Here is an 18014-nt window from a genome sequence, read left to right on the forward strand (position 1 = left end):
TCATTTACCTCTAAACCCCTATGACAACATAAGTCTATACATTTCGCCCATGACGTTCATCATATCAGATGGCCATTTTTCAATAAAAAGGACTCTAATTTTGTCTCATTTTTCTAAGCAAGTCCATATCTCCGCTTACAATTGCGCCAATATATTGATGGATGACTTCGATATCGCAATCCCACCATTTAATATCCAATAACTCTTGAATGACTTCGGGGGAATATCGCTTGCGGATTTCCATCGCAGGGTTGCCTCCAACGATCGTATAAGGCTCCACATCCTTTACAACGACAGCTTCAGCGGCAATAATAGCCCCGTCGCCAATCCTTACACCCGACATGATCGTTGCACGCCTTCCGATCCATACGTCATTTCCAATGATCGTATCCCCCTTGATCGGCAATTGATCCAAAGATGGAGTGAATTTCTCCCAGCCGTTTCCAAAGATATTAAATGGAAAGGTTGATCCGTCCATCCGATGGTTCCCTCCATCCATCATAAATCTGACCTCGGAAGCAATGGAACAAAACTTGCCGATCATTAATTTAGTTCCAATGAATTCATAATGATACAATACTTGATCCTCAAATGATTCTCCGTTTAAGGCATAGTAGTATGAATAATCCCCTGCGATAATATTAGGCTTTGTAATCGTGTTCTTGATAAACTGAAGATTGTTATCTCCGGGTATAGGATATCTCTCATTTGGATTCGGTCCTGTCATTGTTACATCATCCCTCTCTTCGCATTTTATCTGGCTGATACGATAACTTCGTTCACACAACTATCGGCCACACAAAAAAGCCTCCTTTCCGGTCATCGGATAGGAGGCACACATACAAACAAAAAGACGCACTGCTATACAAAAAACAGTCGCACTTTATGTTAATATATAAAAAGCCCGCACGAATCCTATCCTGAAAACCTGGAAATATAGTTTTCTTTGGTGGATAGGATTAGTAGATCATCGGCTTTTGGTCACCCTTTCATTACTGAATAAGATAAATTTACCATATTCCCCATATGGAATCAACCGATTGTGTGTTTTACCGAGGAATCACGCCGCCAATTTCTATGCAGCTTTCAAACCCTCTTGGTCTCAGACATTACATACGGAGGCTGTTTTATTATCGGGACGATTATTCAAAATCACTTCTCAACAGAGGTTGAGTGCTGCATCGGAAAGATCCCCCGAAACTTCTTGATATTTTAAAATCTACATACTCTACTTTAACTCCTCTTTTTTCTAACTCATCTCCAATAAATTTAAATTCATGATCTGTAATATATACATTTTCATTCACAGGAAGACCATTTGTTGCAAGTCTGGAAGTGTCTTCTAATGTTACATGTATTTTATCCCAATCTTTAAACTGTTCAGGTATTCCATCTAACAATGCTTCTTCGCATACTATCATTAGCCCTTCTCTAACCAGGCTAATCGCACAGTCAAGATGAAGGATGGTATGGTGAAGTGGTACCTCGACTACCTTATATCCAAAATTACTCATTAAATTTCTCAGCCATCTAATACCATTTCCATTGGATGCAAGCCCGGACCTGCCTACAAATAAAGTTTTATCCAGGACTAAAACATCTCCTCCTTCCAAAAATGGCCCCTCTTCTGAGTAATGCCCTTTTGATATATCTGGCTTAAGAATAGATAAGTATAAGCATTTATTATTGTCTGACTCCATTGCTAATATATTTCTAACGGGTAGTATCTCATTTCTTCTATGTGGAAATCTAAGAGAACCTTCTATTAACAGATAAAAACTCCTCATCACCTGAATCTTCCTTCGATGGAAATGCAAACTCAGATTGAGCCATCACAACTCTTTTCAAAGGAGCAAACTCACTTTTTACAAAAACATTACTCATACAAATACCTCCTTGTATTTAATATTGCAAACGATTTCCACTCACCACAGACGACGAACTTGATCGCATGTCGTGAAACTGCAGAGTAATAAAACCATAAAGTAACGGGAAGTCTAACAGCGATCTAAGGTCAACTTGCTGTGCCGGAAATATGAATAAGGGGTGGGAAATGATGAAAGTAGTGGTGACAGGAGCAGCCGGAAAAATCGGCCGCTGGACAGTAAGAACCATATTGGAAGCTGGCCATGATGTTATAGCCACAGATCGATTACTACGGGAAGAATCAGCATCAAAAAATTTTATACAAGCAGAGCTGCGTGATTATGGTCAAGTCTGTCAGCTTTTAATGGGAAGTGATGCCGTTGTCCATCTTGGGAATATCCCAACTGATGTAAGGAATACACCCCAAGCGATATTCGAGAATAATATGCTCGTTAATTTTAACATTCTAGAAGCATGTAAAGATTTTAAAATTCCCAAGCTGGTATGGGCTTCAAGTGAAACGGTTTTGGGTTATCCGTTTGTACCGGAGCAACTGGATTACCTCCCTGTTGATGAAGAGCATCCAACTACCGCGAAGTCATCCTATGCCATGGCGAAACTGCTGACGGAACACCTAACAGGCATGTATCATAAACTTACGAATCAACAGCTCGTCTCGCTTCGCTTCGCAAATATGTATGAACCGGATGAGTATGAAAAAATCCCTATCATGCATTGGAATGATGAACAAAAGGATATTCAAAAGAAAAACGCCTGGGCCTATTGCGATGTTAGAGATGCTGCCAAAGCCTGTCTTCTTGCAATTGAGAAGGATAATTTAGGTAATCAAGTATTCCATATCACAGCCCCGGACACCATCATGCCGGATCTTAGCCAGGATTTGGTCAAACGATTTTTTCCCAATGTGTCCTTAAAGAGAGAGGTACAGGGACATGAGACGCTGATGGCAATTGATAAGGCAAGAGATATACTTGGATATGAACCGCGGTATTCATGGCGTAGTGTTCTTCATAACGATGGTTCATCGAAGGCGCTGCCTGAAGATCAGCTTGCTTTATCGAAAACAAACATATAAGCCACTACACATATATTCATGTTCGAAAAATACACCAAAAAGAAAATGAGCTCAGGCAATGAAGGCCTAGCTCATTTTTCTTTGACTTGGGATAGAACCAGATGCTAATCAGGTTTAGTTTAATCAACTATGGTGGGCGCCCCCAATGAATAAGGGAGTTTACTGTAGAGACAGAGGTTCATCCGGATCGTTCATTTCCATTACGTCCGGAATAACGTTAGATGCTGTGGATGGTTTTGGCTTTCCTGGAGGGAAACCGGCATAATCGATCCGCAGTACTTGGGCTAAATCCCGGTCCACTGTAACCAGATCCCTTTTGTTGATTTGTGCCAAATCCGTTTTCCCAAGGGTATACGCGACTAATTTCATTTCCTCGACAGACGATTTGAGGAATTTAGCCAAATGTTCCGCGCCCTTATCAACATCCAAACCTTCTTTGAACTTACGCCAATCGATAGGAACTTGCTGCGGTTGTTCGGTCGCCAGCGTCTTAGCCGCTTGCGTCTGTAGGGCTATCAAGGCGATTGAACCGATATAGACCGCGTCCGCCCCTAACGCCATTGCCTTTAGGAAATGCCCCGGCGTCGTTAACCCCCCACTAGCGATGACGGAAATGCTTTGTTTAACCCTGCGTTCTTCCAAATACTGAACCGTTCTTGCGAGCGCAAATAACGTTGGGAGCCCGACGTCATCCAGAAGTGTCGGCGGACCTCCCTGCGTTCCTGCTTCCGCACCGTCCACGACAAAATAATCCACTCCCGCTTGAATGGCGACCTCCAACTCCCGTTCCATAAAATGAGTCGCACAGATTTTAATCCCAACCGGCACTCCGTATTTATTTTTCAAGTCCTGCACCAGAGTAATCATGTCCTCCGTTTTGTTTACTCCCGAGATACGGGAATGAATCGAGGCATTTTCGCCGGGTTTCAGTTTTTTGGCAATCCGCAAATCCTCCTCAATCTGCTCCGACGCCATCGACATCGGAGCGGCTGCGAGGGCCCCTTGACCGAGCTGGATTTCTATAGCATCCAATTGCCGGAGAGATTCATCGTCGTTCATCCACCCGCCGCGATGAAACTGGCCGATGAACAACTTGGCTTCCCTTCGTTCCTCATCGACTAAAGGCGCTTCTCCTGAATTGGTTGCCGTACCTGCCATACTTGCACCACGAGCCAAAGCGACCTTTACCTTCAAACTTAATGCTCCACCATATGACATACCGCTAATGAGAATAGGAATTTCTAGATTTAGTGGCTTTTTCGCTTGAGGACCAATCGTGACGCCTGTTTGGATTTGCACGCTGTCTTCTGTGGGCAGGCGGAACATATGTACGGGGTTAAGCAAAATTTTATGCCAGTCGGACAATACCATCGGACTCCCCAAAGTGCGTTCGATTGCTTTTCCGCTTTCCGCTCGCATCCCGGCTTCAATGATTGCTCGCGGCGTCAGCTTTTGCATTGTGGTAAACATGGAAAACGCATGTTCCGTATATGGATCTTGTAACATACGCTTCATATAATGGTCCACAATCTCGTCCATTACACCGTTCGTCATCTTGCGAATCATCCAACGAAACAAACTAATCCCCCTCTTGTATGCTAATGGCTATTACCGATTCTATGATGAAGGAAATTACTAATATTGATCTGACGTTTTCAAGAGCATTCATTCCCTACTCAAGGCAGTTGTTTACGAAGGTAACTCACGCTGTCATTAATTTACTTATTATTTGTTAACCGTCTCATCCTATTCATGGGATTACCGTATAGCTCTACACTTTAACAATTGATGAAAGGCTAATGGAAAGTTCAACATCATGTAAGTTGCATCCAGACCGATGAAGTGGATCATAAATAATAAACTTGCCCATGCTGCGCTTCATCTTGCTATGCTTCAGATACTCCCTCAACCACCACGCGCTCCCTCATTTCGTGTGTTTTGACTGAATGATAGTGAATAGGGGTTACCGCAAGATGATCAAATAGAAGAGAGCCGCTAAGACAAAACGATATAGAGCAAACCATTCCAACCGAAGTCGCTTAATCAGTTTGATAAACGTCACGACGGCAATCATGGCGACAAGAAAGGATGTTGCAAAGCCAATAAACATTAGGACGAAATCATCAGAACTCAGCAAATCCCGACTATCATATAAATCTAGCAAGCTTGCACCAAACATAACAGGCACGGAGATTAGGAACGTAAAATCCGCGGCGGCTTTTTGGCTGGTGCCAAGTAAAAGTCCGCCTGAAATCGTCGAACCCGATCTCGAGAATCCCGGCCATAAAGCCAAACACTGAAACAGGCCAATCCCGAAGGCTTGTTTATAATCAATCCGATCCATTGTATCAGCGGTTTCGGTTCTCCTACTCCGTGCTGCAATGATCATTAACACGCCACCGGCCACTAGCCCGATTAAGACTGGGATTGGCCCGAATAATTGGCTTTTTATTGTGTCCTTGAGCAGAAGATATACAATTAATGCCGGTAACATAGCCAAAATCATATGTATAACATTTAATCCTCGACTACGGGAAAAGTCCATTCGAATCAGGTTAGTCCCAATCGCCAAATACCTTTTCCAGTACAGAATGAGAACGGCCATTACTGCACCCAACTGGATAACAATTTTAAAAGTTATGGCAGCGTCTCCCTCAAAGCTTAGCAAATGGCCCGCTAAAATTAAATGTCCAGTAGACGATACCGGTAAAAATTCGGTTAAGCCTTCTATTATGCCGAGTATGATTGCTTTAATTACATCCGTCATTAGTGGATATCCCCCTTTGGAAATCTAACATTTCCAGTATAAGGGGGACATCTATATATTCCCATCGATTCATATAACATTATTTCATTCCAAGTGACAACATTGTCACATTGTTCAATTGCTACTGTTCCTGTCCCCCCTGATAGATCGTTTCATCCTGACGCACTTTGCGTCCCGCTGCCTTGGCCAGCTCAAGGAGCTTTGTCGCATCATCCTGAGGTTTGTATCCGATCATATCCTCCAGATAATCGATATTGTAGTAGTTATCACTGTTAGCAGAGGTGCCGTACAAATTCAAAAATTTCAGTTCGTCATCTGCCTCAATGCAACAAACGATCAATTGGAGCATATCGCGTTCGGATATCCAGATATGCCCCGCACGTTCTGAATGAGGACGATTGTCCCCGGGAAAGTTGCCAATACGAATATTGAACGATGAGATCTTGCCTTGGTCCGAATACAGTCGGCCCAGCAGCTCGATATAACATTTGCTGAGTCCGTAAAAGCTATCTGGACGATATGGATCTTGGGGCCCTACCATCTCATTTGTCTTGTAATACCCGGTTGCATGATTCGAGCTGGCGAATATGATACGGCGCACGCCATTGTGCACCGCCGCCTCAAATAACTTGTAGGCACCGCTCACATTTCCCGCAAGCACTTTGCCAAGAAAATCCCCCTTGTCCTTGATCCATGCAAAATGAAGCACCGTATCAACTCCTTGCGTCAGCTTCGTCAGCCTCGTTTCGTCTCCGATGTCCATTTGTACAATGCCCAGCTTCTCGTCCGCCTGTATATCCGCTCCAACAACCTCATACCGGTTGTCTTTGAGCAGCCCGTTGTAAATGACATTTCCTATGGTGCCTGCCGCTCCCGTTATTAACAATTTACGTTTCATTTGTCGATCCCCTTTCCCGCTTCATAGTCACACGATTGGTGTGCTGTTAGTAATTTAATTACCCGGAACGAGAAGGATATATACGAAAATCCGGATTAGGTGAATAGGTAAGGGAAACCCCAAAAGCAAGCCGAGTGATTTTTCGGCTTGCTTTTGGGGTTTGGGATCATTTATTTGGTATAAACCATGGTTAACTACTTCAAAAATGCGACTGCAATAGCACATATATCGACTACTTTGTTTTGATTAAGCTGGCGGAATGCTTTGCGGGTTGTTAAATACATTACTCGGATCGTATTTCGCCTTTACTTTCCTCAATCTGGCGTAGTTCTTTCCATAATAGACCGATCCTGAATTTTTTATGCCCTGATCCGGAACGTTAATGTAGGACCCCACGATATAAGGCTGCAGCTTCTTCCTGGTGTTCCGGGCTAAGGCAATATTTCTAGCCGCATGGGATGGCTTCGCCCATGAGCTGTTCCATTCGACATAGAACTTCGCTTTTCGCCAGTAGAATGCGGTGGATTTAGGTGCGATACGACTTATGGCGCCACCCCAGTTGAGGAAGAAAAATCCGGCTGGAGTCCCTCCTTCTGCTTTTTCTAGAAACTCGCGCATGATTTTAAAGGCTTTATCCGGGAATGGGCGTCTGCCGAAGCTGCTGGAGAACTGATTGCTATATCTTTGAGTAAGAACTGGATCGGGAGCCAGCAGAAATTTCGTAGCTTCCGTGTATGGTAGGAATCGGATGGTTTTTTGAGTAGGTGTCCCCACGCTAAGAATAGGTTCCAACTGGCGAAGGGCTTCGCTTTTTGATCCAAGGTACAGTCCCAACATACTGACGTTTCCGCCTTTTTTGGGACCGACGTTTAATTCGCTGCCCAACTTGGTGCTGGCGTTAGGAGCCCATATTTGCCATTTTTTCACGACTTTTCCAAATCGTGCCCAAGGCCAGGTGATGCTGAATACGGTAGCTTTGGCTGGTGCTCGCAATACTTTGAATTTATATTTGGTGTATACACCGAAGTTGCCGCCACCGCCGCCGCGGGAAGCCCATAGGAGATCGGAGTTTCGTTTTTTGTTTGCCCGAATGATTCTTCCCTTAGCGTCAACCATCTCAAGCTCGAGTAAATTATCGCTGATGAGGCCAATCGTCCTTTGCAGCGGGCCAATTCCCCCGCCAAGCGTAATTCCGCCGATGCCAACCGTCGGACTGTCACCAAATGGTGCAATATAGCCTTGGCGCGCCAGCGTATCAACGATCCTACCTACCCGATTCCCTGTTTCGACGACAACGGTGCCGCTTTTTTTATTCAGCTTGATTTTCTTCATCTCGCTTACGTCGATGACTATGCCTCCATTGACCTGTGAAAGGTTGCTCTCTAGGGCATGCCTTCCGCTTCGCGGGCGAATAGGGACATTATTTTTCCGGGCCCATCTTATGGCGTTTGCTACATCCTGCGTTCTTTAAGCGAACACAAAAACTTTGGGAAATCTGTCCGTATGAGGATCCCAATTCTTGCGAGCCGACTCATAACCTGGATCCCCCCTAAAAATCACTCGCCCTGTAAGCTTAATGTCTGATTTCACCGAGCTATCCAACTCCTTAATCATTAGTGGGCATTCTTTGCTGCAACAAATTAGGCAGGTACCATATAACGTATGAGGAAGCTCAATGTCCCGTATGGGCTGGAGCTGATAAGGCTTTTAAATACTGTTCTACATCCTGCTCTATCGAAATCTGCATTAAAAAAAAAGCCTGGTGAACCAGGCTCTTCTAAGAATTCTATATAGCCGCTTACTCCATGTTACGCCCCGACATGTACCGGAAGATTGAAAGCAGGCCAGCTCTTTATTTGTGTTACCTTGTAGTGAAAATCTGAAAGGTAATTCCGAACTTATCCGTAACCATTGCGTAAGCTGGGCTAAAATACATTTCTTGCAGTGGCGTAATCACTTGACCTCCTTGTTGTAAAGCCTCATAAAAGTGTTCTGATTTTTCAATATCGTTTGTCGTAATACAAATGCTCAACCGATCTCCCGGCTGCGTTTGCTGACCAGGTTCCGTATCGGCTACAAACATTTCAATTTCCCCGATCCTTAAGACGGAGTGAGCCACTCTATCCTTTACATCTGACGGCATGGCGTTCTGGATACTCTCAGGTGCCTGTCCAAATGTTTGCTTTGACAAGACTTTAGCATCCAATGCTTTTTCGTAAAATGCAATCGCTTCATTGGCGTTTCCGTTCAGCATAATGTAGGGAATGAATTGTAACTTCATTTCTAAACAGCTCCTTTAGCTTCATTTTTTGGATTCTACTTACTTCCTCTTGTAGCTTCATTTAACATGCCTAAGCGCATTTAGGCTTTGAACCTATTATGATTGATAATAGTGACAGTTATTGTCATAAATATAAAAAATGCCGGGACGTTTACAGCTTCCAGCGTAAAATGAAAAAAAGCCGCGGATTCCGCGACTTCTTTTGCATATTGTTGATTGTGGTCTTGTGACAAATGCCTCCACTTGTCGTATTGAGCTATGACAATATTTCAATATAGCCTTCGGACCCATGTACGCGAATGCGCTGCCCGTCCTTTATCCGTTTGGTAGCATTCTCCACGCCGACAACGGCCGGTAAGCCATATTCACGCGCGATAACGGCTCCATGGGTCATCAGGCCGCCCACTTCGGTGACCAGCCCTTTGATGGATACGAACAATGGCGTCCAGCTAGGGTCTGTAAAGGAGGTGACTAAAATATCCCCCTCATCCAGATCGGCGTCTTCCATGTTTAAGATGACGCGTGCGCGTCCCTCGATAACGCCGGAGGAAACGGCTAGACCTGCAATTGCTCCGACAGGAAGATTTTCTCGGTTGTAGGCCCCTGTGATGATTTCACCCTCCGATGTGATGAGACGCGGCGGCGTTAATTTTTCATATACTTTGTACTCGTCTTTTCGTTTGCTGATCATCTGTCTGGTCGCAAGCTTCGCTTGCTGCTCGACCATGGAACCCGGATTATCCAGTTTATTTGTGCGTACGACCTCGTAAAGCTCTTCAAAAGTGAGATAATATATATCTTCCTTATCATGAATAACGCCCGCTTGCACGAGCCGTTCAGCTTCTTTCAGCAAAGCCTGCTTATAAACGAAGTACCGACTCACCATGCCGTATTTGGGATATTCGCGGTAGCCGATGAAATTCCGGATGAGGTCGATCTTTCGTTTGGTTTCTTTGGCTTTTTGTTCACCATCCGGCAATTGTTTCAATCGCTCTAATAGTTCTTCTTCTTTTTTCAAAGCTTCCTGTTGCCCATTCTCAAACTTCCGAACACTTTCATTCGGTTCAAAGTTTTTGATGTTGCCCAGGATCAAAGGGATAAGCGTACTTGGTTTTTCACTCCAACGAGTTCTGGTGATATCAATTTCTCCCGCACATCGCATGCCATATTTGTCGAGAAAATCAAGGATCGCGTAAAGGGATTCCTGTCCACCATCCAACTTAACCAGTTCATCCAAAAAGTTGTCATCTTTGACATGCTGTAAGTAATCAATGACTTTCGGATGAGGACGGACTGCATCTGCGACATCGAGCAGCGCTAAACCCATTTCCGAAGTAATATTATGGGGCACAGATTGAGAAAGCGTGTCGGCAGCGTTTTTTTCACCTAACCACTCGTTCATTTTTTCATTGATCCATGATGAAGCATTCATGGCAGCCATAAACACAGACGAACTTTGGGGGTCAAATAAGATCTTCTTCAGTTCCTGGATATCTTCCAATATAAAATCAAATAAATCGGATCCGGATTTCGTTTGGATGGTTTGTTTCAACACTTCGATCGATGATTGAGTGCGTTTCATTAAATCAGAAACGATTGTCGGATCGTTTTCGAATTGTGGTTGAGCACCGGCAGGCGGCATAACTTTATTGCTCTTACTGGGACTCGTTTCTTTTTTATCGTTTGGTAATGGTTTTATGAAATCTCGATCTATTATGGTCATAAGTGCGTCTTTTAAGAGCGGATCGTGTTGTCCCATGCCATTCAGTAAAGATTCTCTGCTCTCAGGTGATGCCAGATGATGTGTGACATCAACAAACAACCTTCCGCCGGCTGTACGCATGGGTGCAGGAGTCGTTAGCAGGAAAAAAGACAATCCCAGTGGTTTCATGGGATCCGTCATCATTTGTTGATGACCAACAGAGATATAGACGTGGTTTTCTTGATCGCTCGCTTCAGGAATCGGATATAAAGTCGTGATTGGCCGACTCTGAACGATATAAAAGGTATCCTGGGCCAAACACCATTCGATATCTTGGGGCTGGCCAAAATGAGCCTCAATCTGTCTTCCGATGCGTGCCAGTTGTAAAATTTGCTCATCCGTAAGAGTTTGTGACGTTTGCTGATCGGGATCGATTTGCTTTGTTTCTGTTCCGCCTTCTTTTCGTCCGTAGATTGCCAATGTTTTAGCGGCTATCCGCTTCTCGATGATTTCTCCTTCCCGTACTTTGTAACCATCGGCAGATACCAAGCCAGAGACCAGCGCTTCTCCAAGTCCGAAACCGGCATCGATGGATAGCAGATTTCGGTTAGAAGTCATCGGATCTGCGGTGAATAATATCCCTGAAGCCTCTGGGAAAACCATCCTTTGAACGACTACGGATAAATAAACTTGACGATGGTCAAATCCGTTTTGCATACGATAGATCACCGCGCGATCTGTAAACAAGGAAGCCCAGCATTTGCTGATATGCTGCATGATGGCATCGACGCCGATGATGTTTAGATAGGTGTCTTGTTGACCCGCAAAAGAGGCATGCGGTAAATCTTCAGCAGTTGCACTGGATCGAACGGCATATGCCTGTTCCTCGCCAAACCTGGAGAGATAGCGAGTTACTGCTGTCACTACATCGGATGGAATTTCTAACTCCATGATGGTTTGTCTGATCTTCCTGCTAATTTCAACAATTTGATCTCGATCCTCTGCTGATAGCATGGTTAGTCGATTGAGCATAGATTGATACGTTTCGTTTTGTTCGATGGCTCGTTGATATCCTATGGTTGTCACGCAAAATCCTTCGGGAACTCGTATTCCTGCAATTTTTGATAATTCCCCTAAGTGGAGCCCTTTTCCGCCAACGAGCCCAAGCTGCTTTTTGTCCATTTCCTGAAAATCGAGAACCAACGAACGCATTCAACATCTCTCCTAACCATTAATTTGAGAAAAAACATTTGACAAGAGTTTCTCAGCATGATACACTTAGATTGTAAGATAAGATAATTATGTACATACATCAAATCTCAGTCGTGATCTGATTATATCATCGCGTCTGTTTATATGCAATAAAAAAGAATCTGATGAAACTGCCAGGTTCTTTTTTTAGTTTCGCTACTATTGTTCTTGTCATCAGGCTAAGATGTCTCGCTTCTTCCGACCCAGCTACATCTTGCCCAAAGTTTAAAAGGTCAGGTAAGCCGCTGGCATGTTAGCTACTTAGATCTAAAAGCGCTTCTCGGCACGTGGAGTACATCTCACAGCACTACTGAGGTTGATTCTAATCGATGCATTGGCCGCAGCTTGCAATCTTAGCGCCACCCATTTTCGTCGCACGTTTCAGGCAAATAAAAAGAGCTGCGTATTATCGCTGCTCTTTTTATGTATTAAAATTGGCTGGAATCCTCCACTTGCGCTTTTGCTTACTTCAGTATTCCCCTTTTATGACAAAGAACGAACCCCGAATGGTTCCAGCTAGTTTAGACTTCTGCCTAGCAAATTTAAACTTCCCTTCTAACTCCTGCGGTACCTCCATCCCCTCAGAAAGCTTAAAACCGACGGCACGCTTCTTCGGGTCATCAATCGTATACATGACATTGACCGCAAGACCATCCTCATAAAATACGAAAGCCCATTTGATATTTTCCACTTGGAAACGAGATGTTTCTAATGGGTTGGCCGCAAACTCGATATCACGTTCTTCTTTCAAAATCCGGTTCACATAGTCGAGGGTTTCCTGGCTTTCGTCGGCTGGTACGACGGTGAATTCATGCTTATATTTGTTCATAAAGTAACGGGCTTCATTCGCTCGTAAACCAGCAAGAGCTTCTACTACGGGTGAAGACTCTAAACCCACCGTAGACACCGTTTTAAAATCAACGATATTGGACATGTTCATCCCTCCTAAAAGTTTGGTGAGCGTTAGTTCATGGACCTACTTCGAGCAAAGATTACATCGAAACATTCACTCATTTCCTGACAACAGGGATCCACAACTCACCAAATACCAACCCGTCTCGCTGCCCCATCTCTACCGTTGCGTTTGGCCCGCCTACATAGGCAAAATTCTGAGCTTCCGGCAAGACTTGTCCGAAGGCAATGCCAGTAAGTTTATTACTCAACTCATCTGCCGTGTTCCCTTCCCCTTTTACTACGAGGTATTCCCCTTTAGGAAACTGAATAACCCTAGTTGCCTCGGGTAGAGATGTCTCTGTCATGACGCCAGCATAATACATCATCTTGTTATTCACCGCTTCGTTTACGGCAAAAATGTAGTCATTTGCGGCAACAGCCTTAAACGTATCAAGGCTTCCATCTTGTTTCACTGCTTCCCAAAAGTCTGCCTTCTCCTTGTTTATGCCAGCATAGTCTGTGTAATCGCTCTGAAGCTCAGTCCCAATTCCCAAAACGATAAAGCTGTCTTTTTCCTCAAGCGTATAATTTGTCATATTCAATCCCTACCTCTTTTTTTATTTTTATCAAATGATTTGTCTTTTCACTTGATGGGTTTATAATAACCTTAAATCATGTCAAAAAATGATACTGTTTAAAGGAGAACCGATGAAAAAAGTTGAACGGATCAATATCATTATGCGGTATATCAACAACCGTGCCCACTTTACCATTTCTGAAATCATGCAGGAATTTAACATTTCTCGTTCGACAGCGATTCGAGATATTAGAGAAATTGAAGCCATGGGGATGCCGCTTGTCGCTGAAGTTGGGAGGGATGGGGGTTATTTTGTCATGAACAACTCTGTCCTGCCCACAGTCCGCTTTACCGATAATGAAATTAAAGCTCTGTTTATAGCCTTTATGGCCACAAGAAATCAACAACTCCCTTATCTGAAGAGTCGTCAATCTTTAGCAGAAAAATTGCTAGGTCTCATCTCGGAAAACCAGCAAGATGACCTTGTTCTGTTAAATCAAATTTTGCTTTTTGAAGGGACTAACCCTCATAATCCAGACCTGCTTGATCTGTCTGACCTGCCCCACCCGATGTTAGAAAAACTCATCCAGATCCTTCTGGTGGACCGGTATCTATTGGTTTCCGTCAAGGAAGAGAAGATCATAAAGTCTTATCCCATTTATCTCTTGCATCTTTATCGTGAAAAAAGCCTATGGCAAATCGAAGGTTTTGACTTAGAGGATGGGAAGAGGCGGATTATTCCTGTCGACAATCTCACCGACGTACAACCATACCCCGTGAAGAAAAGAATAAGTAAGAAAAAGATTCTAGAGCAACTAAGTAAGCAGGAAGAGATCATCAATCTTGTCCTTGATCTTGGCCCAAAGGCGATTGCTCAGTTCAAAAAATACCATCCTTTAAAAGTTTCAATTTCTTATACGAATCCATACCAAACCACCGCCACTTTAAAGACATTTATCAATGTTCTTCATTCGGAAGAATTAACCGAAATGACCAATTGGCTGCTTTTCCTAGGTGGAGATATTAAGATCAGGGAAATACCGGATGAAGTCGTTTCAGGTTTAAAAGAACGATTAAGCCACTACTGTCCGTAGGTTTTGCCTTTGGAAACATCCACTACTAAGGTACTCTTCCCATTGTCTTTGATCGTAAGGTATATTCCGGTCCCAGCCGTTCGATTACTCGATCCAATTGTCTGGTTAGATTAGGCGAAACGACACCAATGCCGGCCGTTGCTTCTAACAAGGAAAAAGTTTGCCCACCCCACGGGCCTTGTGGATCAAAGACTTGTCTACCGATTCGCAAACCATCTGCTGCCATTGATGTATTCAAGCGTTCCAATCCTTCATGAATTAACCCAACCGGAAGCAGTTTGTTCCTACGCCGAGACCATTCTGCTAAGAAGGACATGCCGCGCAATATATCATATTCAAAAAACCTCGGAAAGCAAGGTTTCAGCCAATCGGTATCGATGACATTCCCATTTTGTTTAGAACAAACAAGTCGATGCTCAATTAAATAACGTGCACCTTCGTCTAAGAAAACAGCTTCCTGTTCAGTGAATTCCCGATCAGTATGCCATAAGATAGCTTCAAGCGGAGGCAATGTTGAGACAATAGAGCTTTTTTTAGAATGAGTATAAGCATCAGGATCGCAATTCAGTCCGCCATCAGGAAGCTGATGCTTTAAGAGCCATTCACGAATCCAAGGCAGTTCCTTGTCCAAATCACAGCCATACCCCATTAGAATCATATAGAATACGGCAAGTTCACAATGGCAGCAATCCAACTTCATCTTATCACTTTCACTTGTTGGATGATCATCGGCGGATATAATAAAAGTTGGCCAGACCTGGGTTTTGAGAAGGTGTATCGCTCTTTCAATAGCGGACTGGGGGATTCGTTTCACTTCTCCCATTTCATAAAGAGCAGCCATATGCCACCAAGCTCCATCCCATTTTCGACGAGTGTACTCGCCGTGAGCCATCGTAAAATGCGGTGCAAATTCAAGAAACTGAATAGATTCTTCAATGGCCAAACGAATAGTTTGATTATTTTCCATCTAGTATCTCCTTTTTTTAGACTTCGCATCGTAATGTACCGCCCATCGGATTGACTGCCCCAGTCATCCCCTAACTATATCGTTTATCTTGTCATGACAGGACTTAACAAGAACAGACATGCTCTATCTTCCAAGGCTGGAAGCAATACAATGGGACTTTTTCGACCAGCAAACCGTACTCGGATACTATCTGACTCGATGCACCGCAACGTACTTATGAGATATTTCACATTAATCGTAATGCTAAAATTGTCTCCGATCTTATCTTCCAAAAGCAGCACATCACTTACGTCACCAATTTCGGGCGTACTGGATGTAAGCTCCAATTTGTTTTCTGTTACATGCATCGTAACTAAGTGATAGTCAGCCAATACAGATACGCGGTCAACCATTTGTCTTAATGATTTGATGTTAAGGACAATCTCGGAAACATGAGAAGCAGGAACAAGATTTCTAGTTGAAGGGTACATACCTTCGATTAACACCGAATTAATAAGCAGATTCTGCGTCATAAATCTGATCTCATGATGATTAAGCTCTATAGTTACCTTTGTTAGGCCATCATCAGCCAGTATTTTGGCTATCTCCATTAAATTTCCACCAGGTATTACAACGCTTCCATAGACCCCTCCTTCGTTCTCAATACAGATTGATAAAGCAGCCATTCGTATAACCCCGTCTGTAGCAATCAAATTAAGCTGGTTCCCTTGAATCTCCAGCGATACTCCTGTCAGTATCGGCTTTGCCTCAGATGTTGAAGCTGCTCCTGCTACCTGGTTAATCACAGATATGAATAAGTTGCACGATACATTTATGTAATTAGCTGATTGATGATAATATGGTGGCCGGATGAAAGGGTATTCAATAGGAGACATTCCACTCAGGCAAACTCGTGTGTTCTCAGAACTAATACTTAGCACAAGGTGCTCATTGACCTCCAAGGTCACATTCCCATCCTCTAATTTACGAATGATCTCAAATAGGTACTTGCCTGGGCAGACGACACTCCCCTTGTTAAGGATACGAACTTTACTATCCGTTATACAAACCTTATATTGAACCGTAAGACTTGTATTACTGCCACTAAAAAATACCCCTTCTCTTCCGGCTTGTATGTATAGCCCGGACAATCTAGATACCGGACTATTACTCGATACAGCTTTATAGACATGTTGAACAGCCTTAGCAAGTAAATCCCTTGATATGTGCACTAACAACTTATTCACCTGTCTTTCTTATTAGCGGCGGCGTAATAGGACTCCATAATATTTCTAAAGAATGAAGACCGAGAGATCGCTCGTTCTTCACACTCACGATCAATTTCTTCCCAAATATCTTTTGTCAGAGTCAAGGATATCTTCTTTGTTATGCCGATTCCCTTTCTTCCTGCCCCCTCGCGAGGCCCTCCACGATCAAAGACGAAGCCGAGCTGACCGTCTTTTTTAGAAAGACCGATCTTGAATTGTTCATCCTCCACTGCCAAGTCACCCCATTGAATTGAGTTACTTAAATCAATAATACATATTCATATTTTATCATAGATTTCTATTTACTGCCAATTAGAAATATCAAAATAGTTGTCTTCTAACAAGCTGCTGGATACCGAAATCATCAGGAATAACCCTTGATAAATCATAAAATCAATGTGAAACTGGACTTTAGTCGAGGTCCCCTCCCTTCCGCAGTCTGTTTCGAATCACGGAGTTAATCGTTACAATATAGCTAAGTATTTTTGAGGAGCGAATGATCATGAATTACGAACATAAAGTACAAAGGGAAATTGCCGACTGGGAACAGAAAATGTTCAAACCGCCGGGATGGCTGGAAAAGACATCGAAAACCATTGGCAATCGAATCAATCATTTGATTCCCCCGAAGGTGCACAGCATTATTACGACCACCATACGATCGATCGTGCGCACAGCGTTGTTCGGTGCGGAATATACGCCTAGCCGTCCGGTTCAGCATACGCTGGAACTGGAGACTGCCGATCAAGAAGCGAAAGAGTTATTTGCCCTGTACCAGAAAATTGCGGTTGCCGAAGGCGCTGGAACGGGTGCTGGCGGCATTATGTTTAGCATGGTAGACTTTCCAGCTTTAATTGCGATCAAAATGAAATTTTTGTTCGAGCTGGCCCATGTTTACGGTTACGACACCAAACACTTCTCCGAACGGGTGTTCATTCTCAAGGTATTTCAAATGACCTTTTCAGGGCAGGAAAACCGTGCGAGGTTGCTCCATTCCATCAAACATTGGCATATGGAAAAGGAACAATGGCTCTCTGACGCAGAATACGCCCAGAATATGGACTGGGAGACATTTCAGATCGAGTATCGCGACGCCATGGACTTTCGGAAGATGCTGCAGATGGTTCCTGGGATCGGCGCTGTCGCGGGCGCGTGGGCCAATTACACCATTCTCGAGGAGCTGCGCGAATCCGCCATGAACGCTTATCGCCTCCGCAGATTGCACGATGATTTCGTGGATTTGGGTTAATCCTCTCTATATCGCCATATGCATATCCAAGAACGTTGCTTGAACAAAAACAAAGGCAGTTAATCCGCAGATTAGCTGCCTTTAGGTTTGCCTTGAACCCACATCCGATATCACGAACCCAATAC

General features: G+C 43.7%; 16 protein-coding genes and 1 pseudogene. 3 read left to right on the forward strand and 14 right to left on the reverse strand.

Going from position 1 to position 18014, the window contains the following annotated elements; translation table 11 throughout:
* Positions 1–94: 94 nt before the first annotated feature.
* The 3 genes from vat(I) to MKX98_RS18115 all read right to left on the reverse strand — a co-directional run bounded on the left by vat(I) (position 95) and on the right by MKX98_RS18115 (position 1884).
* Entirely contained in the window at positions 95–727 is a 633-nt protein-coding gene (vat(I), locus tag MKX98_RS18105) for a streptogramin A O-acetyltransferase Vat(I) (RefSeq protein WP_339217586.1), read from the reverse strand.
* Between the two features lie 415 nt (positions 728–1142).
* Positions 1143–1787 carry an arginine deiminase-related protein gene (locus MKX98_RS18110; protein WP_339217587.1) on the reverse strand — a complete coding sequence of 215 codons (645 nt, stop codon included), beginning with the start codon at positions 1785–1787 and terminating at the stop codon, positions 1143–1145.
* A complete protein-coding gene (locus MKX98_RS18115) occupies positions 1750–1884 on the reverse strand; it encodes a hypothetical protein (RefSeq protein WP_259445240.1) in 135 nt (44 codons plus the stop codon). Before MKX98_RS18115 ends, MKX98_RS18110 begins: the two co-directional genes overlap by 38 nt.
* 169 nt (positions 1885–2053) lie before the next feature.
* Here MKX98_RS18115 and MKX98_RS18120 point away from each other — a divergent pair, with 169 nt between their 5' ends.
* Positions 2054–2962 (forward strand): NAD(P)-dependent oxidoreductase, encoded by a 909-nt coding sequence (locus tag MKX98_RS18120; protein WP_233354965.1) that lies wholly within the window; start codon positions 2054–2056, stop codon positions 2960–2962.
* 159 nt (positions 2963–3121) lie between these two features.
* On the opposite strand, the gene MKX98_RS18125 is transcribed toward MKX98_RS18120, so the two are convergent.
* The 8 genes and pseudogenes from MKX98_RS18125 to MKX98_RS18160 all read right to left on the reverse strand — a co-directional run bounded on the left by MKX98_RS18125 (position 3122) and on the right by MKX98_RS18160 (position 13351).
* Positions 3122–4540: an FMN-binding glutamate synthase family protein gene (locus tag MKX98_RS18125; protein ID WP_339217589.1), complete on the reverse strand. Its 1419-nt coding sequence runs from the start codon at positions 4538–4540 to the stop codon at positions 3122–3124.
* 385 nt (positions 4541–4925) lie between these two features.
* Complete coding sequence (locus MKX98_RS18130; protein ID WP_220685027.1) at positions 4926–5729, reverse strand: undecaprenyl-diphosphate phosphatase; 804 nt, start codon at positions 5727–5729, stop codon at positions 4926–4928.
* 121 nt (positions 5730–5850) lie between these two features.
* On the reverse strand, positions 5851–6627 hold the full coding sequence (locus MKX98_RS18135) for an NAD(P)-dependent oxidoreductase (protein WP_339217591.1): 777 nt from the start codon (positions 6625–6627) through the stop codon (positions 5851–5853).
* A gap of 246 nt (positions 6628–6873) precedes the next feature.
* A pseudogene (locus MKX98_RS18140) lies at positions 6874–8241 on the reverse strand (FAD-binding oxidoreductase).
* A gap of 247 nt (positions 8242–8488) precedes the next feature.
* Entirely contained in the window at positions 8489–8908 is a 420-nt protein-coding gene (locus tag MKX98_RS18145) for a VOC family protein (RefSeq protein ID WP_220685024.1), read from the reverse strand.
* A gap of 256 nt (positions 8909–9164) precedes the next feature.
* Positions 9165–11822 (reverse strand): phosphoenolpyruvate synthase, encoded by a 2658-nt coding sequence (gene ppsA / locus MKX98_RS18150; protein WP_339217594.1) that lies wholly within the window; start codon positions 11820–11822, stop codon positions 9165–9167.
* Positions 11823–12330: 508 nt separating this feature from the next.
* The gene (locus tag MKX98_RS18155) at positions 12331–12795 is read right to left on the reverse strand and encodes a phage tail protein (RefSeq protein ID WP_194543003.1); all 465 of its coding nucleotides are present in this window, start codon (positions 12793–12795) and stop codon (positions 12331–12333) included.
* A 76-nt stretch (positions 12796–12871) separates the two neighbouring features.
* Positions 12872–13351, reverse strand: a complete 480-nt coding sequence (locus MKX98_RS18160) for a GyrI-like domain-containing protein (RefSeq protein WP_339224503.1) — start codon at positions 13349–13351, stop codon at positions 12872–12874.
* Between the two features lie 112 nt (positions 13352–13463).
* Between MKX98_RS18160 and MKX98_RS18165 the strand changes: the two genes are divergently transcribed.
* Positions 13464–14426, forward strand: a complete 963-nt coding sequence (locus tag MKX98_RS18165; protein ID WP_194543004.1) for an HTH domain-containing protein — start codon at positions 13464–13466, stop codon at positions 14424–14426.
* A 25-nt stretch (positions 14427–14451) separates the two neighbouring features.
* Here the strand turns inward: MKX98_RS18165 and MKX98_RS18170 are convergent, their stop codons facing one another.
* The 3 genes from MKX98_RS18170 to MKX98_RS18180 all read right to left on the reverse strand — a co-directional run bounded on the left by MKX98_RS18170 (position 14452) and on the right by MKX98_RS18180 (position 16870).
* Positions 14452–15393, reverse strand: coding sequence for a hypothetical protein (locus MKX98_RS18170; protein WP_339217597.1), 942 nt, complete (start codon positions 15391–15393; stop codon positions 14452–14454).
* A gap of 83 nt (positions 15394–15476) precedes the next feature.
* Positions 15477–16619 carry a DNA polymerase III subunit beta gene (gene dnaN, locus MKX98_RS18175; RefSeq protein WP_220685021.1) on the reverse strand — a complete coding sequence of 381 codons (1143 nt, stop codon included), beginning with the start codon at positions 16617–16619 and terminating at the stop codon, positions 15477–15479.
* Complete coding sequence (locus MKX98_RS18180; RefSeq protein WP_071218935.1) at positions 16616–16870, reverse strand: hypothetical protein; 255 nt, start codon at positions 16868–16870, stop codon at positions 16616–16618. Before MKX98_RS18180 ends, dnaN begins: the two co-directional genes overlap by 4 nt.
* Before the next feature lie 272 nt (positions 16871–17142).
* On the opposite strand from MKX98_RS18180, the gene MKX98_RS18185 reads away from it, so the two are divergent.
* A complete protein-coding gene (locus tag MKX98_RS18185) occupies positions 17143–17889 on the forward strand; it encodes an EcsC family protein (RefSeq protein WP_194543007.1) in 747 nt (248 codons plus the stop codon).
* The last annotated feature ends 125 nt before the right edge of the window (positions 17890–18014 follow it).

Origin of the sequence: Paenibacillus sp. FSL W7-1332, from assembly GCF_037969785.1 — a bacterium.
Taxonomy (GTDB): domain Bacteria; phylum Bacillota; class Bacilli; order Paenibacillales; family Paenibacillaceae; genus Paenibacillus_AQ.

Excerpts from the sequence above, each read along its gene's own strand:
- MKX98_RS18115 (WP_259445240.1), bottom strand. The coding sequence starts at position 1,884 with ATGAGTAATGTTTTTGTAAAAAGTGAGTTTGCTCCTTTGAAAAGAGTT.
- MKX98_RS18185 (WP_194543007.1), top strand. The coding sequence starts at position 17,143 with ATGAATTACGAACATAAAGTACAAAGGGAAATTGCCGACTGGGAACAG.
- MKX98_RS18130 (WP_220685027.1), bottom strand. The coding sequence starts at position 5,729 with ATGACGGATGTAATTAAAGCAATCATACTCGGCATAATAGAAGGCTTA.
- ppsA (WP_339217594.1), bottom strand. The coding sequence starts at position 11,822 with ATGCGTTCGTTGGTTCTCGATTTTCAGGAAATGGACAAAAAGCAGCTT.
- MKX98_RS18155 (WP_194543003.1), bottom strand. The coding sequence starts at position 12,795 with ATGTCCAATATCGTTGATTTTAAAACGGTGTCTACGGTGGGTTTAGAG.
- MKX98_RS18110 (WP_339217587.1), bottom strand. The coding sequence starts at position 1,787 with ATGAGGAGTTTTTATCTGTTAATAGAAGGTTCTCTTAGATTTCCACAT.
- MKX98_RS18145 (WP_220685024.1), bottom strand. The coding sequence starts at position 8,908 with ATGAAGTTACAATTCATTCCCTACATTATGCTGAACGGAAACGCCAAT.
- MKX98_RS18165 (WP_194543004.1), top strand. The coding sequence starts at position 13,464 with ATGAAAAAAGTTGAACGGATCAATATCATTATGCGGTATATCAACAAC.
- MKX98_RS18120 (WP_233354965.1), top strand. The coding sequence starts at position 2,054 with ATGATGAAAGTAGTGGTGACAGGAGCAGCCGGAAAAATCGGCCGCTGG.
- MKX98_RS18135 (WP_339217591.1), bottom strand. The coding sequence starts at position 6,627 with ATGAAACGTAAATTGTTAATAACGGGAGCGGCAGGCACCATAGGAAAT.
- MKX98_RS18170 (WP_339217597.1), bottom strand. The coding sequence starts at position 15,393 with ATGGAAAATAATCAAACTATTCGTTTGGCCATTGAAGAATCTATTCAG.
- MKX98_RS18160 (WP_339224503.1), bottom strand. The coding sequence starts at position 13,351 with ATGACAAATTATACGCTTGAGGAAAAAGACAGCTTTATCGTTTTGGGA.